We start from the raw sequence: 22443 nt of genomic DNA, 5'->3' as shown, positions 1-22443 counted from the left end.
CTCAAGTGGCCGGTGATCCTGCTGCTCGTGATCTTGGTGATCGCCATCCTCTACTACGCCACCCCGAACGTACAGCAGCCCAGGTTCCGCTGGATGAGCCTGGGATCCACCATCGCCCTGGTGATCTTCCTGCTCGCGTCCCTGGCCTTCGCCTTCTACGTGGCCAACTTCAACAGCTATGAGAAGACCTATGGGGCGATCGGCGGCGTCATCATCTCGCTGCTGTGGCTCTGGATCCTGAACATGTCGCTGCTCTTTGGTGCCGAGTTCGACGCCGAGATGGAGCGTGGACGGCAGCTTCAGGCCGGCATCGCGGCCGAAGAGACCATCCAGCTACCACCACGGGACACGAAACAGAGCGACAAGCTCCAGGCCCGCGAGGAAGAGGACATCCGCCGCGGACGGCAATTGCGGAAACGGCACGGCAGCCCCGACGAGGGCCAGCCGGATCACAGGGACAGGAACGCTCCAACCGGCGGCGCCAGAAGAATGGATCGCAGCTGATATCGAAACCCGGCCGGACGGAGTCAATGGCTATTCTCCGGCGCGCACCAACCCAATCAAGTGACACGGCCGGGATGGGCGGCTCCGATTTCCACGGATGACACTGCGGCGCCGCCTGCTCTGGCCCCTGCGTCCGTGATGGTGTGCGAGAACCCTCAGCCGAACACAACATGCCCATCCGAGCATCAGCATGATGGTTCGTCTTGTCCGAGCGCCTAGTCGTCCCGGTGAGCGATCGTGCAGCGGGCGGTCAGTCCGGGTTAGCTGCAGAATTCGAGGAATGGACGTCCTTGCGGATTGCCCAACGGCCGATGCTCGGTCGTCCCGGGAGCCCCGGCGCCCGGGACCGGCGTGGGAGCCGGACGTCTAGTGAGGCGTCGGCGTCGCTTCCTCGCGCAGTCTGAAGCGGGCACCGGGAACGCCTATCAGCGTGGCGCGCGTCCCGTCGTCTGCCTCCAGATCGAGATGGACCAGCCGGTGTCGGCGGTGTTGGGCCACGACGGCGAAGCTGGCGTCGGCCAGCCGCAGGATCTGTCCTTCCAGGACCTCACGGAGTTTGTGCTCGACGAAGGACTGCGGGAATGCGGGTTCGGTCATGGTGTTCAATTCCCTCCAAGGGGCGCGTTTCGGTGCGGCCGGCATCAGAATTTAATCAGCATGCTTAGCAGTATGCAAGGACCCGGCACCCCTGGCGCGATCGTGTGTGGATGCCCATCAGTCGCCGACTTCGGCGGGCCCGCGGAGGGAAGAGCAGCCACTTGATGGCCTTCGTCCCCACGCGAGTGCCTGTGGGTGCCGCCGTTCGTGGGTTTAGGGCTGGGTGCCGTAGATGAATTCCTTCGCGTGGCTGACGGCTTTTCTGAAGGCATCGTTGCGCAGGGTGATCTGTTCTTCGGTGCCCGTCGGGCTTGACTCGATGTAGGTTGTGTGTCCGGGGTGCAGCACCCAGATGTCCCCGGCGGGCGGTAGGTAGAAGACGCCGAAGGTGCGGTGCCGGGGGTCTTCGGCCCAGATGGGGACCACGGCGACCGCGGCGCCGGTGTCCGGGTTGATCCACTGGGCCCGGGGCCGGGGTTGTTCGTGGACTTCGGGGTCCAGGAACGGGGCCGTTCCCTTGCCCCAGCGTTGTTCAAAGCGTTCGTAAAACGCCGGCATCAGATGGGCATCGTATGGGCGCCAGGCGCTCATGGCGGTTTCCTTTCCCGAATCGGGTGGTCGGCGGACGGGAGCGGTCTCGGGCTTTTTCACAGAGATATCCACCACAGGTCCTGCGGTCCCGGGGCCGGTGGGATGGGGGTTTCCCATCGCAGCGGGCCGATGATCAGGTCAGGCCCGAATGGTCCGGGGTCCCGGTGCGGTGGCGCAGGCTCCGGCGGGGGCGTCTTCGACCGTTGCCGGTCGTATGCGGCCCGCTTGGCAGGGTCCCCGAGAATGGCGTAGGCATCCATAACCTCCTGCAGTTCCTGCCGCTCGTGCGCCGTGGCGTTCGGATCTGCGTGCCCGGCGTCGGCGGGGCGGGTATCGGGATGACGGGTGCGCACCAGGGCCCGGTAGGCGCGGGTGACCTCGGGGGCCGTCGCAGCGCGGCCCAGGTGGAGAACCTCGTATGGATCCGGCCTGTGCTCTCTCATCGTCCGAACTCCCGTCGGCTGTTCTGTTCCGGCCCGCGCGCGGAGCCCCGGAGGGCGGGGGCGCGGGGGTGTGCGGATGGTCCCCGGCCGGTTGGCCGGGGACCATCGGTGCGGGAGGCGCCGTCGGGGGCCGCTTTTTTGTTGCGCGACTGGGGCGGTGGCGTGACTGCTCTGCATCGCCCTCGACTCTCCCGGCGGCCCGTCCGGTGCTCCTGGCCCCGCGGGAATGACCTCCCGGAGGGGTGGATCAGGCGGCGTTGATTGCCTGTTGCTCGTTCTTCTCGGAGGTGATCTCGATGCGGCGCGGTTTTGCCTTCTCGGCCACGGGGATCCGCAGCGTCAGGACGCCTGCGTCGTAGCTGGCCTTCACCGCCTCGGTATCGAGCGCGTCGCCCAGGATGAGCTGGCGGCTGAAGACACCCCGGGGACGTTCGGCGGCGATCAGCTCCGTATTTTCACCCGTCGGTTCCTTGCGCTCCGCCTTGACCGTGAGGACATTGCGTTCGACGTCGATGTCCACCGAATCCACGGCGACTCCGGGCAGGTCGAGCGCGACGACGAATTCGTCCCCCTCCTGCCACGCGTCCATGGGCATGGCCGCTGGCCGGGCCGTGGTGCCAAGGACCTGCTGGGCGAGCCGGTCGAGCTCGCGGAACGGGTCGGTACGCATCAGCATGGTCTTCTCACTCCTTGAAGTCGATTCTGTCATTCCGTCCAGCCGCATATCTGTTGCGGCTGGTATAGATTTTTTATAGCACTGGTGTGAAACTGGGGCAAGGGGTTTTTGGGATTGTTGAGGAGGATCTGATGGAGCGCAACACGGGGAGAAACGTGGCGGTGTATGCCATTTCCGTGGCAGCGGAGCTGGTGGGGACCGGGCAGCAGAACCTTCGGCTGTATGAGCGAAAAGGCCTGCTGGAACCGGGCAGGACGGTCGGCGGAACCCGCCGGTACAGCGAACAGGACCTGGAGACCCTGCGCAGGATCGGCGCCCTGCTCGAGGACGGTCTGAATCTGGCCGGCATCCGTCTCGTCCTTGAACTTGAAGCGGCCAACAGGCGTCTGGAACGGGAACTCGCCGCCGCCCGGATCCGGCCCTGAGCGGCTACGTGCCTTGCCACCCCAGACGGGCGCTGCGGGACGCTGCCGGCAGACCAACCCCCGGATCCACCCATTGTCCGCCGCCGCTGCAGGCACCTTGGCCGGCTGCATATCTACCGAGCAGTACATGTGGGGACTCCGCAAAGTGCTCGACGGCATCATTGCGGGACTCAGTTCAGAGGAAAACACCCTCACGGCATTTGCCGGCTAGCGCCCTGGAGCGTTGAGCTCTGGGCCCGGGCGGCTCACAGCATTCTCTTAGCCCAGCAGGCCCGCAGATTGCGTCGAGTCTCACTGATTGAGCCGCGGGGGAGTTGAGCTTGAGCATGTTATCGCACCGGGAGGACCCGTCGGAGCTGTATGCCTCGCACCGCGCAGGTCTGTCCGATCTGTTTGTCGACAACGACCGTTGCCGCACCAGCGCTCCGCGACGTTCCGCGAGCGGAACGCGGATGGCGGCCCCCGGGGCTCCCTAAAGAGGCCGCGTCGTTCCTTCAGGGGTCCGTGCCGCCTGCCCTCAGCGCCAGCCGGACCGGGGAGCGGAAGGCCAGAGCCGATGCGTCCCGTTAGTCGTCAGAAGATTTTTCCGCTGCCGGGTGCTGTTCGACGGCCGGGTGGCGTGCCTCCTTGAGATGGCGTGCGAGCTTCTCTTCAGCGTCCGCGCGCCRTTGCCCGATGGTGCGCATCTGGTGTGTGGTCAGGTCTAGGCAGCCGGGGCAGATACCGGGCCGCTTTGTTCGGCGGGTTTCCGGGCGATTGGGGTGGTTCCGTCGTCGGCGACTGTCGTTTGGATCTCCTGGGGGAGCGATGCGAGGGGGAGCTCCCGATGGAGGATGTAGTCGCAGGCAGCGGGGCCGGTCATCGCCAGCCCGGTGCACAGGCCGCCGCGGTGGTCTGGCTGGATGTTTACCGCGCGCAGCCCGGCTCTGAAAGTTCTGGCTGGCGCGGGCGGAATTCCCCGGAGGGAGCACCAGCTGAGGTAGAGACCGTACAGCTCTTCCTGGGTGAGCCCGTCGGCGTCCTGACTCCGGGCGATGCATTCATTGACGAATTCGTATAGCGGTGACTTCAACATCTTGGCCTCCTGCGTCCGGCGGCGTTGCCGCTCAACTGGCACGGCTATCAAGGGGTGAAGCAAAACCATCCCGGCTTTGCCGGGCACATAGAAAATTTAAGATGCCCGGCTGCGCCTGTCAACGCACATACGCCTTACCCCTAGCGCGCACCATGGACCGGCCGACCAGTATCTACAGGACCTCGAGGGCGGTTCACCCTGGTGGCATCGAGCAATGCCTGGGCAATATCGTCCGCTGCTTCAAGGCCTTATCTACGCACCTGATCATGGCGCCGTCCGCTTCACCGTTCCCGGCATGTCAGGCTTCATCAGCCGCCCGTTCGAAGAGTAACCAGAGGGACGTCACACCCGCCTAATCTCGATTCAGAGGACCCTCGGAAACGTTCGTTTGCGAGAACGCCATCGTCACGGTCTCGGGACCTACGCCTCTGTCGTTCCTGTTCCGACGATCAAAACTGGAGGTGGGGGACCGAGTCCCTCAAGCTGCCTGAGCAGTTTTCGGGCACGAGTGAGCGTCCTCGGCAGCTCTGAGGACGAAATATGAAGATTTCTATCGTTGCCCCCGCCAAACCGTCGGCGGAGCACCCAGGGACCGGCCCTCGACGCCATAGTGCGGTAACAGCCGCCGATCGCTGGCTCGTCCGCCACAACTTCCGAGGAGAGAGCAATGCCCCGACTCCACCCTCCGCCCCCACTGCGCGAACACCCAGTCGTGACCAGGTTCAGGGAGAAGCGCGCCGAGCACCCGCAACTGAGGATCGCCGATGTAATCACCAGCTTTGCCGGATCGATGCCTTTCGTTTACGTCCATGTGGTCGTCTTCGCCAGCTGGATGCTCTTCGTCGAAAAGAGCCCGTGGCCGACGCTGACCCTCGTCGTTTCGCTGGAGGCAATCTTCCTGTCGACCTTCATCATGATCGGGCAGAACCGCGCATCCGCCTTCCAGCAGGAGAAGGCTGATCACGACTTCATCGAGCAGGAAACCGAACTGAAGACCAACACCGAGCTCACCCGCGAGATCCACAAGCTCACCACGGAGCTGCATCGACGCGTGATCGGCAAGGTATGACCGCCGCCTATGGCCCGGAGGGTGCTGCCCCGAGTGCCCAGAGGCTCCCGGCAGACCGCGGTGTGCCCTGGCCGTGGGTGGGGCGACACGGTGGCATACCTCACGGTTGGGTCGGTGTGTTCGTCGCCGGGACCGTGTTCGCCCTGGTGGGCATCGCCGCCATCCGCGGCATCCGCGTCCTCCGCCGGTCGGAACCTCCGGGCCGCGCCGTTTCGCCGGCGGGCCATCCCGCCTTGATCGTGAACCCCCGCAGCGGCGGCGGTAAGGCCGATCGCCTTGGCTTGGTCAACGAATGCCGGGCACGCGGCATTGAGGTGTTCATCCTGGAACCGGGGCAGGACCTGACCGGGCTGGCCGAGGCCGCCGTGGCCCGCGGCACCGATGTGCTCGGCATGGCTGGCGGGGACGGCTCGCTTGGGCTGGTCGCGGACGTGGCCGCCCGGCACGGTGTGCCCATGGTCGTGGTGCCCGCCGGCACCTTCAACCACCTAGCCATGGACCTCGGCCTCGACCGCGGCAACGTTCTCGGGGCACTCGACGCGTTCGGAGTGGCGGTGGAACGCCGCATCGACCTCGGCCAAGTCAACGGCCGGGTGTTCGTCAACAACGTCTCGCTCGGGCTGTACGCGCAGATCGTCCGTTCCCCCGAGTACCGAAATGCCAAGGTGGACACCACCCTGAGCATGCTGCCGAGCATGCTGGGGCCCGGGAGCCGACCCTTCGACCTCCGCTTCACCGGTCCGGCGGGGGAGCAGTGCACCCGCGCGCACGTCGTCCAGGTCTCGAACAACCCGTATGGCCGCACGCCCGCCACCCTCGCCAACCGGCCCCGGCTCGACGGCGGCCACCTCGGGGTGATCGCCGTCAAGCTCCCGGACGATCCAGCGGAAGCACGGCGCCAGCTGGCCGCGGCCAGCGGGCGCCCGGAGAGGTTTCCCGGCTCCGTCGTATGGGAGCCATCGACGTTTGAGGTGGATTCGGGTGGACCGATCGACGTCGGCATGGACGGGGAAGCGCTCCGCATGGCGGCCCCACTGCGGTTCACCATTCGGCCAGGCGCACTGCGGATCCGCCTTCCCCGAGAGACCCGGCTCTCACCCGCGGCTCGTCCGCTCCGGCCCCGCTCGGCTCTCCGGGACTTGCTGCGCAGCGCGCTCGGCCGGTGATGGAAACTCCGGCCACCGCGGGCGAGCGACCAAGCCGACAATGGGCGCGCTGCGCGAACCGTCGCAGTATGCGGCCGTGTCGAGCGAAGCGACGGGCGGGAACCTATACGAGCCGCACGAAGGCGGATTCAAGGGCTGCCCCGTGAAGTCCGAAATCAAGGCGGTTGCGCTTGACGAGGCCGTCGCCAAGAGGCTCTGGAACGTAGCCGAAGAAGCCACCGGAGTCGTATACCCCGCGTAGCCCCATCTACACCCGGTAGGGCGCTTCGCCTGGAGCGTACCGGCGAATGCGGGAACAACCCCGCATTCGCCGGTACGACCGTCGACGGCACGCAGACGCCTAAGTCCTCGATGTTGTCGAGCAATCCCACTCGCTACTAAGTCCCCGTCCGGCAGGTCACTTGCCCGGCTCAAAAACATACGAAAAGGAAACACACAAATGCAGAAGCGTTTTCGGTCCTGACCAGCGCCGGGTCCGCGGGGGCCTGGACGTTGTAGAGCGCCGCTGCCACCCTCACCTACTAGCGGACTACCTCCCGGCGGAAGACGAACCAGATCCCCGCCAGGAGCAGCATCCTGAGTCCAAGGTCAACACTGATTCCTGCTCCGGATGCATCGATCCCTGCCCCGGGGACCAAAACGACGTAGAGGCCCGGGGCAGCCAGCAGCGCGCATGCTGTGGGACTTAGCTGCCTGCGCCGCCGGGCCGAACGGCTGCGGTTGCGCTGCAAAGGAGCACGACCGGCTATGAACCCCAATGCCATGGCCAGTGCCAGGAGCGAGGCGCCGGACAGGACCATCAGGGCTCGCGCACGGAAATCCTCCCGGATATTCAATGAGGCCGGATCATGGTTGGCGTCCGCTTGAAAACAGCATCGGCGGAACTCCCGGGAGTGCAGTTCCCAAGGGTATTGGAGAGTCAGGTTTTCGGATTGAGTGTTCCGCGGGCGATGCTGTCGGCGGAGTGGGCGGGATTCCCGTTGTACGGCTGGTCGGAGATGTCGACGATGGGGTATTGGGCCAGGTCGATGCCGGCGGGGATGGTGAAGACGCCGGAGTCATTGGCGAGGACGCCCAGACTGACCATCTTGGATAGGTCGGCAGAGCCGACCCACACTCCCCGGAATCCGGAGATGTGGTCGTTGGAGAGCCGGATCGTGAGTTGACGGGTTCCATCGGGGAGTTGCTTGACCTGTGCGTCTCCGCTCCCGGTGTGCGCGGGCAGGGGAGTCAGGGATGTTTGGGCGAGGACGATGGCGGCGGGAACCGACTGGGTGGAGGCGGGGGCAGGGGAGCCGGGGTGTCCGAGGACTCCGGCCGCGGTCCATCCGGCAGCCGTGCCCAGGACGATGCCGGCGGCAGCGGCGGTCATCCAGAGCCCGGGACGGGCATGCCGGTTTTTGGCGCCGGGCCGTAGAGGAGTCGGTGCAGCCTCTGGTTCCTCGCCGTGACGCGGGGGCGTTTCCTCTGCAGCCGGACTGGTGGGCGGCGTCCCCGATGACTCGGGAGGCCAGTCGGTTCGTCGGGTTAGGGGGTCCGTCGCGAGGTTCGGGGAGAGCCCGAGGGTCTGATGGATGGCGGTCCAGTTCTGGCTGCCGGGTTTCTCGAGTTCGATGCCCGTGGGATCGAGGGTGGCTATGTGCACGGCGTGCTGCAGGCCTCGGAGGGTTTCGCTGCACTGGGGGCAGTTGGCGAGGTGGTCTGCGTCGGCGTCTGTGCCAAGGGGCTCGCCGAGGGCCATCAGGCTGAGAAGTTCGGCGTCAAGGTGTTCCATGTTCCACCTCCAGGCGGGTGCGCAAACGGGTGAGGCTGCGCCGGATGTGGCTTTTGACGGTGCCTAGCGGCAGGTTCAGGCGCGAGGAGATCTGGTCGTGGGTCAGGTCTTCGTAGAATGCCAGCCGCATTATTGTCTGTTGTGGATCCCCTAAGTGTTCCAGTTCTGTGTCCAGGGTCAGGCGGTCGGCGACCTCTTCGACATCGCCGGCATCCGGTCCGGAAGCCGGGTCCGCGACAAGATGAATGGCGGCTTGTTCCAGATGAAGCTGTCGGGAGCGCATTGATAGGGCGTCGGAGATGGCATTCCGTGTGATCCCGATCAGCCACGCCGGCAGCCGTGCCGCCTCGGGGCGATAGCTGGTCCGCGATTTCCAGGCCCGAATGAAGACCTCCTGTGTGACGTCGTCGGCAGCGGCACGCTCTCCCAGGGATCGTAGCGCCAGCGTGTAAACCAGCGGACCAAACCGCCGGTAGGCCTCGGCGAGGACGCGTTCGTCGCCGCCGGCAAACGCCTGATCGAGACCGGAGTCCCAATCATGCGCGGCGGCAGCCTCCATGGGGTGCTCCTTTGAGCGGCAATGGACCCTGTTGAACCACATTATGCCGCTCACCCCGGGGCTCCGCCATGGCCGAGCTGGGTCAGCCGTCCGTGTGGTCACGGTGCGCGTGCCGGTGGGGCCGCGGTCAACGCGGCCCCACCGGGGAGAGAACTTGGTGGCGGCAGGAACTGCGGAGGGCTACTTACCGTGGTGTTCGTGTCCGTGCGATGAGGAGTCCACGACCTGCACGGCGACGCCGAGGTTGTTCGCGGCCAGGCTTCCCCAGGCGTAGACGATGGTGTTCTTCCCCTCGGCGATCTTGACGTCGGCGGGGCCGATCAGCGGAGCTGTGGTTCCCGCGGCGGCGACCGAGGCGGAGACGGTTCCGGCTTTGAGGATGAGGGTCTTTTGATGCGGGTTGGTGAGGCCTTCAATGACTGCGGTCCCACCGGCCAGGACATCGACGGCGGGGGCCGCGGCGACGTGGCGGACGGTCAGCTTGCCCTTTCCGTCAGGGCTGGCTGAGGTGTCGTTGGTGAACAGAGTGGCCGTGGGGGTGCCGTCAGCGGCCAGGTGCGCGACGGCCGTGTAGTCCCGGCCGGCTTCGAGGTCCACTGTGACGGGGCCGATCACGGGGTTGTCGGCGCCGGTGGCGTCGGCACGGGTGACGGCAATCTTGTGGTCACCGTCGGGGACGTTCAGCGGCCCGGCCAGTGTGCCCGGCGTGAAGTTGTCCAGGGTGAGTTTGCCGTCGACCCAGACGTCCACGGTCAGGCCCGGGACGCCATGGAGGACGGACAGTTTCGCTGTCCCCTCGTCGCGGTCATGCCAGGTGCCGGCCTGGGCCGGGGCGGCCAGGGCCAGTGCTGCCAGCAGCGTCATCGCTCCGGCGGCTGCAGAAAGTGTTTTATGCATTTCCAACTCCTCATCGAGGCCCACATGGGGGGCTGCGGTTGTGCTTACACCTTTATTACCGGCCGAAGGCCCTGCCCGGATGCACCCGTACGGATGTTTCTTTAGCCTGCCGTGGTCTACTTGTGGATTCGGCTGTCCGGCGCAGGGCTGTGGCTCCGCTGTCAACGGCGCAGCCGGCAGGAACATCAGCGGCGGCACGGCGGAGCCGAAGCCCCCCACTCGGCTGGCCGTCCTTGAACGTCTGGGATTCGGTCTTCACGTCGCCGCTGGCCGCGGCGGTTAGCTGCGGGGAGCCGACTGCAGCCTGGGCGGAGGCGGTGAGGAGATGCTTGGCGACGGCGTCGTACTTGCCGTTTTCAAAGACCCCCTGGTCTGTGCCGTAGACCTTCACCGGCTGCGTGGCAGGCTCGGCGGGGTAGGCGAAGTACGCACCCGTCCTGCCCGTCGTCACGTCCCGCAGGGCCTGTTCCGGGTCGCCCGCCTTCCGCCCGCCCAGCCGCAGGCGAGGGAGGTCCTGTCTTTGAGTAGGATCACCCGGTCGCAGAGCCGTTCGACTTCGTCCATCTGGTGCGTGACCATGATGACGGTCGCGCCGGCGAGTTTTTGTTCCTCGATGATGTCCATCAGCAGTCGCCGGTTGACCGGGTCGAAGCCCTTTTAACCGGTGCCTCCGCCGGAGTTAGTCCCACTGCGGAATGTGTACGCAAGATTTCGTCGGTGCAATACTGCGTTGATGAACATCTTCGAGTGGTGGCCTCTGGTCGATGCGGAAACACGCGACTGGCTCATTGAGCACAACGGCGAGCCGCTGCCGCCGAATGTAATCGCCGACATCATGGCGGTTACGGACGGCACAACCGATTCTGACTGGTGGGTTGGCGAATCAGCAGTCGGTCCCCAGCTTTCCGACGAGGCTGTGGATTGGATCGAGGCTGTCGCCAACGACGAGGAGCCGACTGCCGGCTGAAATCTTCTGCCGCGTCCCGCTCAGGGTTCCGTAAACGGAACGGCAAAGCCGCCATTCAGGCTGCGATTTAACCGCTTGCCCGGGTCAATAGTCATGATCCGTGCACCGTACCGAAAGTTGCACCTGTGACTGGTGATTGTGGCGGGGATTTTGGGACAACGTACGGGACGGCCAGGTTACGCGGCGGGCTGCTTTTCGTGTGTCAGTTTCAGAAGTCGTCTGCACTGAATTTCAGAAGTCGTCTGCACCCGGAGCCGGCTACTGGGCTGTACAGATCAACGCCGGCCCAACACCTCTGACCGGTCCCATCCGACCCAGGTAGTCCCGAGGCGACGGCATCATTGAGGCGCACGCAGGCCAGACCGTCTATACACCGCCCGGTGAAGAACACTGGCACGGGGYCACCCCGAACGACTACATGGAACAACTCGCCATCCTCGAGGTCGCCGAGAACCCATCACCCGAATTCGGCTGGGGTGAGCACGTAACCGACGACGAATACCACCAGCCRTCGGTCGTCCGCCGAGGCAACCGAGCGTATCCCTGAACAGCCCAACGAAAGTGGCACCATGGAAATCCTGCCCAAGCCACCGACCGGGGTCGGCCCCGACCAACGATTCACCGGGATCTGGAACTTCGACGTCATCCGGTGGGATGACCGCATCCGTATGCTAACCCTCCGTTTCGAACCCGGGGTCCGGACAACATGGCACTCCCACGCTCTCGGGCAGACGATCCTGGTCACGGACGGCGTCGGCATGGTGCAGTCCCGCGGCCAGATGCCCGTCAAGGTCTATCCAGGGCAAATTATCTACACGCCACCGGGTGAAGTACATTGGCACGGGGCAGCTCCCGACCACTGGGCCAGCACGGTTGAGATGTGGGAAACCCCCTACGGGCCTGACCTGCCGGAAACCACATGGGGCGAGCACGTCAGCGACGAGGACGCTAATGGGCGCCTCGAAACACGGTCCCCGTAACCCAGGGGCTGCAGCGGGGAGGTGATGCGTTCTTCCCCTCCCCGCCGGGCAACCAACGCACCCCCAGCCGAGGAGAAGAAACCCAATGAACACCTGGGATGCACCCACCACTGCGGCGATCGCCAGCAGCGACGACCTGCACATCTCACCGCTGCGTGCCGACGGAACCACCTACGGGACGCATACCTGGATCTGGTCGGTAGTGCTTGAGGGCCGCCTGTTTGTCCGGGCCTACAACGGGAAGAACTCCCGTTGGTACCAGTCCGCGATGATGCAACGGGCCGGACGGATCACTGCGGCGGGGACAACACACGACGTCGCGTTCACACCCGCAGACCCGGCGCTGACTGAACGAATCGACGAAGCCCACCGGCGCAAATGCTCGGCAAGCCCTTACCTGCCCCCAATGATTTCCTCCCGCACACAGGACGCGACTGTTGAAATCAGCCCGGACGCAGGTGCATAGCCAGACCATCAGCATCCCCATTGAAGGAGGACGGCCCGGGGCATGCTCCGGATTGGACACGGGAGAAGGTACGTTCCCTGTAGGTAGTGATGATTTTCCCTAGGAGCAAGGAGCCACGATGGGTCAGAACCCAGAGCCCGAGACGCAGCACCGCCGCGAGGGGACGCAGCCCAAGCCACAGGCGGCAGCTCCTGCTACGCAGCCTTTTGGTGCAGAGTCGTTCCAGCCTTCCGATCAGACAATCCTTCGATGGCTGGGTATGGCCGGGTTCATGATCAATGTCCGGGGAACAGTTCTCATGGTCGATCCCGTCCTGGGCGGTTTTGACATGCCGCTGCTGATCGATTTGCCCATCTCACCGACGACCGTCCCGCGCTTGGACGCCGTGCTGGTCACCCACAGCGACAACGACCACTACAGTGTCCCGACCTGTCTCGACATCCTCCCGGTCACCACGGAGTACCACTCGACTCCATATGTGGCCTCGCTGATGGAGTCCGAGAAGATGCCCGCCCACGGGCACGCCATCGGCGACACATTCCAGGTCGGGTCCGCCCACGTCACGGTCACCCCGGCTGACCATGCCTGGCAAAACGCGGACCCGCAGCCGGGACAGCGCGTATTCCGGGATGAGGATGCGTGCGGTTTTTGGATCGAGACACCGGACGGGACGATCTGGGCCCCTGGAGACTCCCGTCTCATCCCGGAACACCACCTCACCATGCCGGCGCCGGACGCACTGCTCTTCGATTTCTCTGACAGCGAGTGGCATTTCGGTCTGCGCGGCGCTGTTGACATGGCCAACGCCTACCCGACCGCTGACCTGCTGCTCCATCACTGGGGATCGGTCGACGCGCCCGGCTTCCCACCCTTCAACGGGAACCCTGCAGACCTGTACCCGGTCGTTGTGAATTCCGAGCGGATCCGCGTGCTTGCCCCCGGAGAGCCCTTCCGGCTCCGATCGCACTGACCACACGAACACAACTTTTACAGGCTTTGCCCCGCCAGGGAAGGGCGAATCTGGGGTGTGTACAAAGTACACACTTTGGGCTGCGGATCGGCTCGTACTGGTACCGGACTGGCCCGTATTTCGCATGTTTCCGGGGGAGCCCAGTGTTTGCCAGGCTTGGAATGCAGTTCGAGTCCCACCTCGGGCACGTGTTTTCCCTGTTCAGGGGCTTGTGGGCCTCTGAATGTGTACAAGTCTCTTTTATGGGCCCCTGCGGGGGCCCATTTTTTGTTGGTGGCGGCTGGTCTGGCGGCTCCTTCTCCTGGCGTGGACAGCGGTGTTGCTGCGTACTCCTTCATGGCCGGGAGCGCCTGGAACTGCATGACTTGCTGAGACTTGGGATCAAGCCCTCATGATCATCCCTGTCGGCAGCCGGAACTCCTGGGAAAAATCTCGTTATGTCCCAGGTGATGTGCTCGAGCTTCGGGTAGGGGCCGAGCAAACCGTGAGGTTGGTGACGACCAGATTGTCGCCGGCCCGGACAGCCGCCAGAGCTTCGGGATTCTCTTGCAGCCAGTGCGGGCGGACGTTCGCATGGGTGGGGGACCGGCTTGTGGGCGCAGCCGTCAGAGGGGCGAGGCCGCCGTGCGCCCGGAAATGGGGGGCCGCATGCACGAATTCATAGCCTGTGCTGACCCGGGAAGGCGAACCCGCGCGGTTTGGCGTCCGGGGAGCCAGGACGGCGCGAATAGTTGAAGCTGCAAGTAATAAGTGTATCGTTGAACCAAGTGAGCTGCACGCGGCCGTGCTTGTGGCCGGTGATGGCCGTTCGTTCCATGCCGTCGTCCGATCGCCGCGGTTCACGAGCCGCACCCCGGATCCCGGATTCCCTTGACCCAAGGAGCTGACCCTTCGAATGAACACCACACTGCGCGACGTGCGCTCGCAAAGCTGGACCGCCGACGCGGTTCCCGATGCGGTCGCACTCTTACTGCATGGCTTCGGCTCGAACGAGCACGACTTGGGCTCACTGGGCTCCGCGCTTGGGTTGAACCTGCCTTGGGCATCCCTGCGGGCACCGATTGAGCTCGACAACGGCGGCGCGGCATGGTTCTCGATCACCACGCCCGGAAACCCGGCGGCCGGGGCTGTGGAGAAAGCAACCGACGCCATCTGGGCCTGGGTCGAGGCCAACGTCCACCCCGGCACCCGCATCGTTCCCATCGGATTCTCGCAGGGAGGGCTCATGGCTAGCCAGCTGCTGCGGTCGCGACCCGAACGGGTGCTGGCCCCCGTAGTGCTGGGTGGATTCGTGCTGGGCGCACCACAGCGTGGCGACGAGGCACTGCGTGGCAGCCGACCAACGCTGTTCTGGGGCCGAGGCTCAGACGACCGGGTCATCGCCCCCGCGGCGGTTATCCGCAGCAGCGAGTACTTCCCGGAGCACACCTCGCTGATTGAGCGGGTGTATCCAGGACTGGCACACGGCATCAACACACCCATGCTCGACGACGTCCGCGACTTCCTCGCCATTGAGGTCGGTTCTCCAGCGGTGGCACGCGCATGAGTGACACGGTCCCCTTCGAGATCGGCATATTCACCTTCGGCGAGCTCACGCGCAACGCTGAGGGGAAGCCGATGGATGCAGGTGCGCGCACCCGCGACATCCTTGAATGGGCGAGGGTGGCCGACGAGGCGGGGCTGGACGTCTTTGGCGTCGGCGAGCACCACCGGGAGGACTTCGCGGTGTCCTCGCCCCCGGTCCTGCTGGCCGCAGCGGCCGCGCAGACCAAGAGATCCGCCTGACCAGCACCGTCACGGTCCTCTCGAGTGCCGATCCGGTCCGGGTCTTCGAGGACTTCGCAACGCTGGATCTCATCAGTGCCGGACGCGCCGAAATCACCGCCGGACGCGGCGCTTACCTGGAGTCCTTCCCGCTCTTCGGCCAGCCGCTGGAGCGCTACGACGAGTATTTCGAGGACCGGCTTGAGCTGCTGCTGCGGATCCGCGACGAAAACCCCGTGACTTGGAACGGAACCACCCGCCCCCCGCTGACGGATGCGGGAATCTGGCCGCGCCCGGCCCAGCCCGTCCTGCCGATATGGGCTGCGGTCGGCGGGACGCCGGCCTCGGCGGCGCGTGCCGGAAGGCTTGGATTGCCCCTATACCTCGCGATCCTCGGGCGCCCGGAGGGGTTCGGACCCCTGGCCGAACTATATCGACGCTCGGCGGCACAGGCCGGCCAGATGCCGGGGCGGATCGGCGTGACGTCGCATTTTTACGTCGAGGAGACCTCGCAGGGAGCGAAGGACACGTTCTTCCCGCACTATTCCTCATACATCCACCAGAACATGCCGCGCACCGGGCGGCTCGATCGCGCAGACTTCGAGGCATGGGCTGCCCCGCGCGGTGCGCTCTTCGCTGGCAGCCCGGCCGAAATCGTCGACAAGATCCTTTGGGAGCACGAGATCCTAGGCCATACCCGCTTCCTCGCCCAGGTCGGTCTGGGCGGCTTGTCGCAGGCGGCGACCCTGCGCTCCATCGAGATGCTGGCGACCGAGGTGCTGCCCGCCGTCCGGGCGGCGCTGAAGCAATAGGGACACCTCCGCGACATCCGAACAACGACAAAGTGGGGCTTCACCTGCTCCGCTCCTTGTTACCTGTGCGGGAGGCGTGGGTCCCCGCGGGCGGAGGATCCGGACCGCCACGTGACGGGACAGAGGCCCGCGCAGGAGGCGAGGTGGCTTGCGGTAGGGAATTTCTTACCGACGACGTCGGTGACGACCCGTTCGGTTGTCCTGACGCCCACCGCCGGCATGGATGTCAGAACTGTGTGAAGCCGGGCATCCGGCGGTAGCTCACGTCCCACGGGCGGACGCGCGGCCCTCCCGACCTGTCGGTCTCGCCGCTGTGACGCTGGCCAGGCATCCTTGTAGCCCTCAGAATCGCGGACCTCACCGCGGGGTCTTTGCGTCCGGCCGACTGATACCGGCGGGTCACGCAAGCGTGGTGGCGGGCAGGTGCAGAAGATCGTCTCAACTGCCGCTGCCCTGACCACGTCCGAGTTCAACCGGCTCCGGCCGCGAGTGAACAGCGGTTGCGACTCCCAACTTCGACACTACGGAGCCCCTGGACTGAAACGGCCGGCCTTGCCCTGCAATACCAGGCTTCAGGTGCTATTCCCGGGAGTGTAGTAGTTGTGAACGTCGTGGAAGGTGAGCTTGGGAGGCCCCGCGAAACCGGCCTTCACGCTCAGGGGCATGATCTTTTCCTGAGCGAAGGCATCGAACTGCTCGCGGCTCTCCCAGACATCGGTCACTTGCAGACCCTTGTCCGTCATCGTGGCCCAATGGGAAATGGAACCGACAGGGCCCGGTCCGCCGGGAGCGAGCCCCATCAGCCTGTTGATCTCGTCGTACTGCTCGAGAGTCGTTCCGTCGAACTCCAAGATGACTGCAACCGCCATGACAAGCTCCCTGCGGGCGTGCAGGCCCGCAATGGCGGCCTGCGAACGGATGAATACGCCCCTGTCTACGCCTGGCTTGTCAGATCCGTCAACAGGTCGAACTTACGCAGCGCCGCTGACCAGCGGTCCTCCCTGTCGTGCTGTCTATTCACGGTGCGTTACATTCAAGGGTTGCTTGGCTACGGATGAATAGTTGCCTTAGGCCGCAGCTCGTGGGGACAGAATCGTTGGCATGAGTTTCCCCATGGTCGCGGCCTGAAATTTCCGCTATGGGCTCGAAGGCGTGAGTCACAGACTTCTCAGTCCTATGCCCGTCGGTCAGCTTGAAGGCTGATCGGCGACCAAGACAGGTTCGGCGACGAGGCCACCGGAGAGCTACCGCTCACCGTGGTTTCAGAGGCAGTCATCCGACACGAAGCGGGGATCTTGGTCACACGCGAACAGGTACTGGACGCTACCTTGTTCGAGCCCACCCTGCCGTTCCCTTCGGGGCAAGAGCACCCTGGAAGATCCTTTCGAGGTGCAGCGAATCTTTCAATAAGTCATCCGGCTTGTAGCTAATACGACGGTTTACGCACAGCTGAAATGCATCGAGGGCGAGACGACGCAAGCCGCTCCCCGGGTGAGCGGTTTTCGACTGTAGGGAGGATCTACGCCCAGATGTATTCTTCGGCGATCGCTCCGTCGCGCCACTTCGCGACTGTCACCATGCGGCTCCCGTCTGCGAACTCGCCGATGACGCAAGTCCATTCACCGGATCCGAAGGCGATCGGGTGGGAGGTGATCTGGGGCGGTGTGCCCCCAACGGAATCGACGAAAGCTTTCATTGCGTCAATGTGCTGTTCCACCCCACGTGTGGGTTCCTGGCCCTTCCAGTCCACGAGAACGTCATCAGTGTGGTGATGAGCGAAGACGCCGTTCCAGTCGGCCTTGTTCCAACCGTCGAAGTCCAGATCATCCATTCCCTTAAGGTTCTGGTCAACGTGTTCGTCCTGCATGGTTTTCTCCGTTCTCCAAACGCGCCGGCCGGGTGCCTGGCAGCGCTGCCATACCAACTTTGAGCTTGACCCGACCAGCGTCGAGAAGCTTGAACGACGTACAATGCTCCCTTCAACGACGGTCCAATGGAGTGTCGCCGGCCCTCACTCCGGGCGGCCGACGACGACCTGCGCGGGACTGTGGGTGATGTAGCCGGTCAGCCAGGAAAACAGCGCGCGGACCTTCTGCTGGAATCCCGACAGGAGGGCCAGATGCACCAGGAGCCAGGACACGAAAGCCAGGGGCCCTTGCAGCTGGATGCGCTTGCGGCCGATCTCGGCGACCGCGGCGCCCCGGCCGATCATCGCCATGTACCCCTTGTCGAAGTATTCGAAGGGCCTCCGGGTGCCGCCGGTGAGGTCGGCGTGGATGTTGCGGGCCGCCCACTTCCCGGCCTGCTGCGCTACGGAGCCCAGTTGCGGCAGTTTGGCCCCGGTTGAATCGGTCATGTTGGCCGCGTCGCCAAGGACATATACGCCCTCGACATTCGGGGCGGTCAGGTCGGGGCGGACATCGATGCGGCCGCCCCGGCCCTGTGTCAGGCCGGAGCCGGCGATGATCCCGCCGGCCTTCAAGCCTCCGGCCCACACCACGATTCGGCCGGGTATGGCGGTCCCGTCGGCGAGGCTCACGCCGTCGGCGCTGACTTCCGTGACGCCGACTCCCAAATGGAGCTGGACGCCGATCTTTGTCAGGCGTTGCCTGGTGTAGTCCTGCGACTTTTCCGAAAAGGCATTCAGGACGGTCGGAATCATGTCCACCAGATGGACGCGGCACCGGGCCGCGAGTTCCGGCGAAAAGTACTTCGGCACCACGAACTTGACGTTTTCCGCCAGGGCGCCGGCGGTCTCCACCCCCGTGGGACCGCTACCGACAACGACGACGTCCACGGAGCCGCCGGTCTCCCGGTCGGCTTGGTCCAGCAGATGGGTCAGCCGTGTACCCAGCCGGGTGGCGTCAGTGACCGAATACAGCGGCAATGCATGTCCTTCCGCACCTGGTGTATTGAAGAAGTTGGGTACGGCGCCTGCTGCAATGACCAGGATCCGGGCCTTGTACGTGTCGCCCTCGACGGTGGTGACGGCGTGGTTGGCGGCGTCGACTGCCGCCACTTCCACGGTGAGCACACGCACCAGCTTGAAGCGGCGGAAGATGGACCGAAGCGGCCGCGCGATAGCCGACACCCCGATCTGTGATGTCGCGACCTGGTACAGGAGCGGCTGGAACTGGTGATAGTTGTTGGAGTCGATCAGCAGCACCTTCACACCCTTGCGGCCAAGTTCCTTGGCGGCCGTCATGCCGGCGAACCCTGCCCCGACCACGATGACTTGATATGTGTCCTCCATCCGAGCAACCTACTCCGCCTGAATCCGGTGCAACAGTGCCGACGGGAATACCGCCCGCCAGGGAAGCCCAACGATGCTGCTTATTCAGCTGAATGGCGCCGGTTTTGATAGGAGTGTTGATTGCTCCGCTGGCAGGACTTCTGTGTCTGTGGTGCTGTTCAGTCTTCGAGGAAGGCCGGGGTGAACAACAGGGTCAGGCCCTCGGCCATGGTCGGGTGGGTGATGATGGCGTCGCGCACGGCGGTGTAGTCCAGCCCTGCCAGTATGGCCATCTGCACCACGGCAATCACTTCGCTGCCTTCGGTGCCCAGCAGGGCCGCGCCCACGATCCGGTTGGTCTCGCGGTCGATGACCGCCTTCCAGAAACCCTCCAGGTGTCCCACGGTCCGGGCACGGGGAATGGCCGTCACCGGCATTTTCGCGATGCGGACGTTGTAGCCGGCGTCCCGGGCCTGCCGCTCGCTCAGGCCTACCCGGCCGAGCTCCGGGGTGGTGAACACGCTGTAGGGAATCAACCGGCCGGCGGTGCTGCGCGGCCGGCCGGCGCCATTCCTCGCCGCCAGGTTGGTCTTCAGCACGCGGTAGTCATCATATGAGGCATGGGTGAACTGGGGTGTACCGGCGGCGTCACCGGCCGCCCACACGCCGTCGGTAGTTGTGCGCAGCTGATCATCGACCTTGATGAAGCCGCGCTCATCGAGCTCCACGCCGATGCCTTCGAGGTTGACCCCGCCGGTCATTGGCCTACGTCCGACCGCCACCAGGATGTCATCTGCGGTCAGGGTCTCCCCGGAGGAGAGCGTGAGCGTGACGGTGCCCTCTGCGGCGCGGGCGATCCTCTGCGCCCTGGCACCCAGCCGTACAGTGATGCCGGCGTCAGTGAAGTTTTGTTCGATGGCGGCAGCAACGTCCGCGTCCTCCCGGGCGAGCAGTTGCCCGCCACCTTGGACGAGGGTGACTTGGACCCCGATGGTGTAGAGGAGGTCCGCGAATTCGCAGCCGACGTATCCGCCGCCGAGAATAATAATGCTCTCCGGGAGGGATTCCAGCTCCAGCAGGGTGTTGCTGGTTTGCACATTCGACTCCGCCAGGCCTTCTATGGGCGGCAGGAGCGGTTCGGTGCCCAGGTTCAGCACGACGTCGGTGCCGCGCAGGGTGCGAAGGCCGCCGTCGTTCAGGTTCACCTCCACCGTCCGGGGGCCGACAAACCTCGCCTCGCCCAGGACGAAATCCATGCCCGATCCGGTGAAGGAGGCCAACTGGCCCCCGACCATGGTGTCCACGACGTCTTCCTTGCGGCGGCGCAGGAGTTTGAGGTCCATGCCCGGATCCTCGACTCCGGAAATACCGAATTCTGCGGCCCGGCGGACGGCATTCAGGACTCGTCCGCTGTTGATGAGGGTCTTGGTGGGGATGCACGCGACATTGATGCAGGTGCCCCCGATCATCGACCGTTCGATCATGGCGACCTTCCTGCCGGCCCGGGCCAGGTCCATCGCCAAGGTTTTCCCGGCCTTGCCTCCGCCGACGACCAGCAGGTCCACGTCCTCGATGTCCATGTCGTTTCGTCCCTTGCTTTCGCCTGACCGGACTGTACCCGGCGAATACCGGTGTCCCGGCCAGCCTACGTCCCGGTTCAGGTCGATATCGAGCACTTGCCTCTGGCTATGCTTCAGGGAATCCCGGACCTTGCACCGCAATCGGGGAGTACGGGCGAATACCGGGCTCGTTGCATCCAAAACCCCGGCGCCGGTCACAGTTGCGTCTTGACGAGGCCGCCGCGAACCTTCTGCTCTCGCAGTCGTCACCGCGCAGGGCCTCCCACATCCATTGTGGGCGCTGAGCCCGCTGGCCGCCGCCATCTACGTCGTCGTCGTCGTGCGATGAGCCACATGATCGAACGCCGCAACCACCCCTCAGCATTAACCCGGACATCAAGGAGGAGGCTGCCGAGGATCCGTAGATCGCCCTGCTCACGGATATCCGTGACGCCATTTTGATGTGCGGGTGTGGAAGTTTTTGTTGAGGGCTCTGCGATGGTGCATCCGGCCGTCCGTCATGATGTTCGGCGCAGTAATGCTCGCATTGATCTTCATCACCACCCTGACCCTGGCCCGCACCTACGGCCGCGGCAACTCCCTGGCCGGCCCCACGTCCGTATCCTTGAAATAGCCGATTCAAAGGAGAATGCATCATGGCTGGCTGGCAGGACACCCTCCCTCTTTGGGCCGCCGCCTGGGCAGCGGTCCGCGGACGAACCTCAGCCCCGGAGGGCTCCGGCGTCGTCACCGCACCGGCCGGGGAATACGCCCCTCGAGAGTACATCTTCGCCTGGCCCGGATCAGACGCGGACCGCGCAGCAGAGATTCTACGTCAGCGTCCGGGGGCGGTTCTGACCCTGGTGACCGTCGAACAATGGGACTCATCGAGCTACGCCGCCGCCCATGACCTGGCTCCCGTGGGGCATGCGGTGCTGCTCACTGTCCCCACGGAAGAGCTGAACGCCGCGCCGGATATGCCCGAGAACGCCGAACTTGCCCAGGCACCCCTGGAGCTGTACGACGTCGTGCAAATATCCGTTTTTGACCACCCGGTCGCCAGCGGCAGGATCAGAGTCGAGGACGGCCTGGCCGTCATCGGCAGCCTGCAGACCGACTCGCCGGAGTCCGGGAAGGGCTTCGAGCCGGCGGTTCTGGCAGCGCTGGCGGACGAGGCCTACGTGCATGGCGCGGACACCATCTACACGGTCCTCGACCCGCATGATGTGGAACCCTTCACCGCGTCGGGATGGACAGTGGCGGCCCATATCGTCAGCCTCGGCGCATCCGGATGAGGCCTGCGGCCCGCTGAACCCCCATCACACGCGCTTATCCTCAGACGCGAACCCGCCAGTTTAGTAGCGTGCCTAAATTTCCCCGGCGGTTCATCTTGTCAGCCTCGCCAACAAGGCCGGCAAGCGACACCTAATCCTCTGAGATGGCTGCCTTGGCGTGTGTACATTGTCCACACTTCGGGCTCCGGACTCGGTCGTACTGGTGCCGGATCGGGCCGGATTCCGCAAGTTTCCGGGGGAGCCCAGCGTTTGCGGGGAGGGAAATGAGTTCGAGTCCCACCTCGGGCACGTGTTTTCCTGTTCAGGGGCTTATGAGCCGCTGAGTGTGTACAAATCTCCTTTTATGGGCCCTGCGGGGCCAATTTTTGTTCGTGGCCGTTGCGGTCTGGCGGCTCCTTCTCGTGACGTGGACAGCGGTGTTGCGGCTTACTCCTCCATGGCCGGGAGCGCTTGGAACTGCATGACTTGCTGAGTCTTGGGAATCAAATCTTCGTGGTTATCCGCCGTGCGGGGAAGAGGAACGATGATGTAGGCCCACGGCGTTGTGGCTGGGCGGTAGCCGCGCGGTGGAACTGGCGCAGTTCCTCTGCCGAACATTCGAACCTGACCACGGTGCCGCTTC

The 22443-nt window shown here is 64.8% G+C and carries 27 protein-coding genes and 3 pseudogenes; 14 read left to right on the top strand and 16 right to left on the bottom strand.

The features are described 5' to 3' along the window. A partial coding sequence (locus tag AB4089_RS19110) for a YihY/virulence factor BrkB family protein (RefSeq protein ID WP_441410847.1) occupies positions 1 to 504 on the top strand: 504 nt, incomplete at its 5' end. 366 nt (positions 505 to 870) lie between these two features. Here AB4089_RS19110 and AB4089_RS19105 read toward each other — a convergent pair. From AB4089_RS19105 to AB4089_RS19090, 4 genes are all read right to left on the bottom strand, one after another. After that, positions 871 to 1101 (bottom strand): hypothetical protein, encoded by a 231-nt coding sequence (locus tag AB4089_RS19105; protein WP_441410846.1) that lies wholly within the window; start codon positions 1099 to 1101, stop codon positions 871 to 873. A gap of 213 nt (positions 1102 to 1314) precedes the next feature. Further along, entirely contained in the window at positions 1315 to 1692 is a 378-nt protein-coding gene (locus tag AB4089_RS19100) for a hypothetical protein (RefSeq protein WP_441410845.1), read from the bottom strand. Positions 1693 to 1748: 56 nt separating this feature from the next. Next, the gene (locus AB4089_RS19095) at positions 1749 to 2135 is read right to left on the bottom strand and encodes a J domain-containing protein (RefSeq protein ID WP_441410844.1); all 387 of its coding nucleotides are present in this window, start codon (positions 2133 to 2135) and stop codon (positions 1749 to 1751) included. Positions 2136 to 2382: 247 nt separating this feature from the next. Beyond that, positions 2383 to 2811 carry an Hsp20/alpha crystallin family protein gene (locus AB4089_RS19090; RefSeq protein ID WP_441410843.1) on the bottom strand — a complete coding sequence of 143 codons (429 nt, stop codon included), beginning with the start codon at positions 2809 to 2811 and terminating at the stop codon, positions 2383 to 2385. A 131-nt stretch (positions 2812 to 2942) separates the two neighbouring features. Between AB4089_RS19090 and AB4089_RS19085 the strand changes: the two genes are divergently transcribed. After that, a complete protein-coding gene (locus tag AB4089_RS19085) occupies positions 2943 to 3236 on the top strand; it encodes a MerR family transcriptional regulator (protein ID WP_441410842.1) in 294 nt (97 codons plus the stop codon). 13 nt (positions 3237 to 3249) lie between these two features. Further along, positions 3250 to 3447, top strand: coding sequence for a hypothetical protein (locus AB4089_RS19080; RefSeq protein ID WP_441410841.1), 198 nt, complete (start codon positions 3250 to 3252; stop codon positions 3445 to 3447). 492 nt (positions 3448 to 3939) lie between these two features. Here AB4089_RS19080 and AB4089_RS19075 read toward each other — a convergent pair whose 3' ends face one another. Then, positions 3940 to 4311, bottom strand: coding sequence for a primase-like DNA-binding domain-containing protein (locus AB4089_RS19075; protein ID WP_441410840.1), 372 nt, complete (start codon positions 4309 to 4311; stop codon positions 3940 to 3942). Between the two features lie 712 nt (positions 4312 to 5023). Here AB4089_RS19075 and AB4089_RS19070 point away from each other — a divergent pair. The 3 genes from AB4089_RS19070 to AB4089_RS19060 all read left to right on the top strand — a co-directional run bounded on the left by AB4089_RS19070 (position 5024) and on the right by AB4089_RS19060 (position 6787). Then, on the top strand, positions 5024 to 5380 hold the full coding sequence (locus tag AB4089_RS19070) for a DUF1003 domain-containing protein (protein WP_441410839.1): 357 nt from the start codon (positions 5024 to 5026) through the stop codon (positions 5378 to 5380). 116 nt (positions 5381 to 5496) lie between these two features. Beyond that, entirely contained in the window at positions 5497 to 6546 is a 1050-nt protein-coding gene (locus tag AB4089_RS19065) for a diacylglycerol/lipid kinase family protein (protein ID WP_441410838.1), read from the top strand. A 76-nt stretch (positions 6547 to 6622) separates the two neighbouring features. Beyond that, entirely contained in the window at positions 6623 to 6787 is a 165-nt protein-coding gene (locus tag AB4089_RS19060) for a hypothetical protein (protein WP_441410837.1), read from the top strand. Between the two features lie 280 nt (positions 6788 to 7067). Here AB4089_RS19060 and AB4089_RS19055 read toward each other — a convergent pair whose 3' ends face one another. From AB4089_RS19055 to AB4089_RS19030, 6 genes and pseudogenes are all read right to left on the bottom strand, one after another. After that, positions 7068 to 7382 (bottom strand): hypothetical protein, encoded by a 315-nt coding sequence (locus tag AB4089_RS19055; protein ID WP_441410836.1) that lies wholly within the window; start codon positions 7380 to 7382, stop codon positions 7068 to 7070. Between the two features lie 83 nt (positions 7383 to 7465). Beyond that, positions 7466 to 8320 carry an anti-sigma factor gene (locus tag AB4089_RS19050; protein ID WP_441410835.1) on the bottom strand — a complete coding sequence of 285 codons (855 nt, stop codon included), beginning with the start codon at positions 8318 to 8320 and terminating at the stop codon, positions 7466 to 7468. Beyond that, positions 8307 to 8879 (bottom strand): RNA polymerase sigma factor, encoded by a 573-nt coding sequence (locus tag AB4089_RS19045; RefSeq protein WP_441410834.1) that lies wholly within the window; start codon positions 8877 to 8879, stop codon positions 8307 to 8309. The genes AB4089_RS19050 and AB4089_RS19045 overlap by 14 nt, the downstream gene beginning before the upstream one ends. A 180-nt stretch (positions 8880 to 9059) precedes the next feature. Next, positions 9060 to 9776 carry a DUF4397 domain-containing protein gene (locus tag AB4089_RS19040; protein WP_441410833.1) on the bottom strand — a complete coding sequence of 239 codons (717 nt, stop codon included), beginning with the start codon at positions 9774 to 9776 and terminating at the stop codon, positions 9060 to 9062. 55 nt (positions 9777 to 9831) lie between these two features. Continuing rightward, positions 9832 to 10227: a hypothetical protein gene (locus AB4089_RS19035; RefSeq protein WP_441410832.1), complete on the bottom strand. Its 396-nt coding sequence runs from the start codon at positions 10225 to 10227 to the stop codon at positions 9832 to 9834. A 44-nt stretch (positions 10228 to 10271) separates the two neighbouring features. Continuing rightward, a pseudogene (locus AB4089_RS19030) lies at positions 10272 to 10433 on the bottom strand (ABC transporter ATP-binding protein); the annotation flags it as partial. 76 nt (positions 10434 to 10509) lie between these two features. Here AB4089_RS19030 and AB4089_RS19025 point away from each other — a divergent pair. From AB4089_RS19025 to AB4089_RS19000, 6 genes and pseudogenes are all read left to right on the top strand, one after another. Next, positions 10510 to 10743, top strand: coding sequence for a hypothetical protein (locus AB4089_RS19025; protein ID WP_441410831.1), 234 nt, complete (start codon positions 10510 to 10512; stop codon positions 10741 to 10743). Positions 10744 to 11312: 569 nt separating this feature from the next. Beyond that, complete coding sequence (locus AB4089_RS19020) at positions 11313 to 11723, top strand: cupin domain-containing protein (RefSeq protein ID WP_441410830.1); 411 nt, start codon at positions 11313 to 11315, stop codon at positions 11721 to 11723. Positions 11724 to 11808: 85 nt separating this feature from the next. Beyond that, the gene (locus tag AB4089_RS19015; protein ID WP_441410829.1) at positions 11809 to 12189 is read left to right on the top strand and encodes a DUF2255 family protein; all 381 of its coding nucleotides are present in this window, start codon (positions 11809 to 11811) and stop codon (positions 12187 to 12189) included. 118 nt (positions 12190 to 12307) lie between these two features. After that, positions 12308 to 13159, top strand: a complete 852-nt coding sequence (locus AB4089_RS19010) for an MBL fold metallo-hydrolase (RefSeq protein ID WP_441410828.1) — start codon at positions 12308 to 12310, stop codon at positions 13157 to 13159. Positions 13160 to 14054: 895 nt separating this feature from the next. Next, positions 14055 to 14705, top strand: coding sequence for an alpha/beta hydrolase (locus tag AB4089_RS19005; RefSeq protein WP_441410827.1), 651 nt, complete (start codon positions 14055 to 14057; stop codon positions 14703 to 14705). Then, a pseudogene (locus AB4089_RS19000) lies at positions 14702 to 15735 on the top strand (LLM class flavin-dependent oxidoreductase). The gene AB4089_RS19005 and the pseudogene AB4089_RS19000 overlap by 4 nt, the downstream one beginning before the upstream one ends. 55 nt (positions 15736 to 15790) lie before the next feature. Here the strand turns inward: AB4089_RS19000 and AB4089_RS18995 are convergent. The 5 genes and pseudogenes from AB4089_RS18995 to AB4089_RS18975 form a co-directional block, all read right to left on the bottom strand. Continuing rightward, positions 15791 to 15977, bottom strand: a pseudogene (locus AB4089_RS18995) (transposase); the annotation flags it as partial. 330 nt (positions 15978 to 16307) lie between these two features. Then, on the bottom strand, positions 16308 to 16604 hold the full coding sequence (locus AB4089_RS18990) for a hypothetical protein (protein ID WP_441410826.1): 297 nt from the start codon (positions 16602 to 16604) through the stop codon (positions 16308 to 16310). A gap of 650 nt (positions 16605 to 17254) precedes the next feature. After that, entirely contained in the window at positions 17255 to 17602 is a 348-nt protein-coding gene (locus tag AB4089_RS18985; protein WP_441410825.1) for a hypothetical protein, read from the bottom strand. 144 nt (positions 17603 to 17746) lie between these two features. Continuing rightward, a complete protein-coding gene (locus AB4089_RS18980) occupies positions 17747 to 18988 on the bottom strand; it encodes an NAD(P)/FAD-dependent oxidoreductase (protein ID WP_441410824.1) in 1242 nt (413 codons plus the stop codon). A gap of 158 nt (positions 18989 to 19146) precedes the next feature. Beyond that, on the bottom strand, positions 19147 to 20547 hold the full coding sequence (locus AB4089_RS18975) for a dihydrolipoyl dehydrogenase family protein (protein WP_441410823.1): 1401 nt from the start codon (positions 20545 to 20547) through the stop codon (positions 19147 to 19149). Positions 20548 to 21010: 463 nt separating this feature from the next. Between AB4089_RS18975 and AB4089_RS18970 the strand changes: the two genes are divergently transcribed. Next, positions 21011 to 21160 (top strand): hypothetical protein, encoded by a 150-nt coding sequence (locus AB4089_RS18970; RefSeq protein ID WP_441410822.1) that lies wholly within the window; start codon positions 21011 to 21013, stop codon positions 21158 to 21160. A gap of 22 nt (positions 21161 to 21182) precedes the next feature. Beyond that, complete coding sequence (locus tag AB4089_RS18965) at positions 21183 to 21821, top strand: hypothetical protein (protein ID WP_441410821.1); 639 nt, start codon at positions 21183 to 21185, stop codon at positions 21819 to 21821. Positions 21822 to 22443: the final 622 nt, after the last annotated feature.

Origin of the sequence: Arthrobacter sp. 2MCAF15 (assembly GCF_052115605.1) — a bacterium.
In the GTDB taxonomy this organism is placed as follows: domain Bacteria; phylum Actinomycetota; class Actinomycetes; order Actinomycetales; family Micrococcaceae; genus Arthrobacter.
Note: the sequence above shows the minus strand (reverse complement) of the source record. Positions and strands in the feature narration are given on the sequence as shown.

Coding starts and splice junctions, on each gene's coding strand:
- AB4089_RS19105 (WP_441410846.1), bottom strand. CDS start 1,101: ATGACCGAACCCGCATTCCCGCAGTCCTTCGTCGAGCACAAACTCCGT.
- AB4089_RS19100 (WP_441410845.1), bottom strand. CDS start 1,692: ATGAGCGCCTGGCGCCCATACGATGCCCATCTGATGCCGGCGTTTTAC.
- AB4089_RS19095 (WP_441410844.1), bottom strand. CDS start 2,135: ATGAGAGAGCACAGGCCGGATCCATACGAGGTTCTCCACCTGGGCCGC.
- AB4089_RS19090 (WP_441410843.1), bottom strand. CDS start 2,811: ATGCTGATGCGTACCGACCCGTTCCGCGAGCTCGACCGGCTCGCCCAG.
- AB4089_RS19085 (WP_441410842.1), top strand. CDS start 2,943: ATGGAGCGCAACACGGGGAGAAACGTGGCGGTGTATGCCATTTCCGTG.
- AB4089_RS19075 (WP_441410840.1), bottom strand. CDS start 4,311: ATGTTGAAGTCACCGCTATACGAATTCGTCAATGAATGCATCGCCCGG.
- AB4089_RS19050 (WP_441410835.1), bottom strand. CDS start 8,320: ATGGAACACCTTGACGCCGAACTTCTCAGCCTGATGGCCCTCGGCGAG.
- AB4089_RS19045 (WP_441410834.1), bottom strand. CDS start 8,879: ATGGAGGCTGCCGCCGCGCATGATTGGGACTCCGGTCTCGATCAGGCG.
- AB4089_RS19040 (WP_441410833.1), bottom strand. CDS start 9,776: ATGCATAAAACACTTTCTGCAGCCGCCGGAGCGATGACGCTGCTGGCA.
- AB4089_RS19025 (WP_441410831.1), top strand. CDS start 10,510: ATGAACATCTTCGAGTGGTGGCCTCTGGTCGATGCGGAAACACGCGAC.
- AB4089_RS19020 (WP_441410830.1), top strand. CDS start 11,313: ATGGAAATCCTGCCCAAGCCACCGACCGGGGTCGGCCCCGACCAACGA.
- AB4089_RS19015 (WP_441410829.1), top strand. CDS start 11,809: ATGAACACCTGGGATGCACCCACCACTGCGGCGATCGCCAGCAGCGAC.
- AB4089_RS19010 (WP_441410828.1), top strand. CDS start 12,308: ATGGGTCAGAACCCAGAGCCCGAGACGCAGCACCGCCGCGAGGGGACG.
- AB4089_RS19005 (WP_441410827.1), top strand. CDS start 14,055: ATGAACACCACACTGCGCGACGTGCGCTCGCAAAGCTGGACCGCCGAC.
- AB4089_RS18990 (WP_441410826.1), bottom strand. CDS start 16,604: ATGGCGGTTGCAGTCATCTTGGAGTTCGACGGAACGACTCTCGAGCAG.
- AB4089_RS18985 (WP_441410825.1), bottom strand. CDS start 17,602: ATGCAGGACGAACACGTTGACCAGAACCTTAAGGGAATGGATGATCTG.
- AB4089_RS18980 (WP_441410824.1), bottom strand. CDS start 18,988: ATGGAGGACACATATCAAGTCATCGTGGTCGGGGCAGGGTTCGCCGGC.
- AB4089_RS18975 (WP_441410823.1), bottom strand. CDS start 20,547: ATGGACATCGAGGACGTGGACCTGCTGGTCGTCGGCGGAGGCAAGGCC.
- AB4089_RS18965 (WP_441410821.1), top strand. CDS start 21,183: ATGGCTGGCTGGCAGGACACCCTCCCTCTTTGGGCCGCCGCCTGGGCA.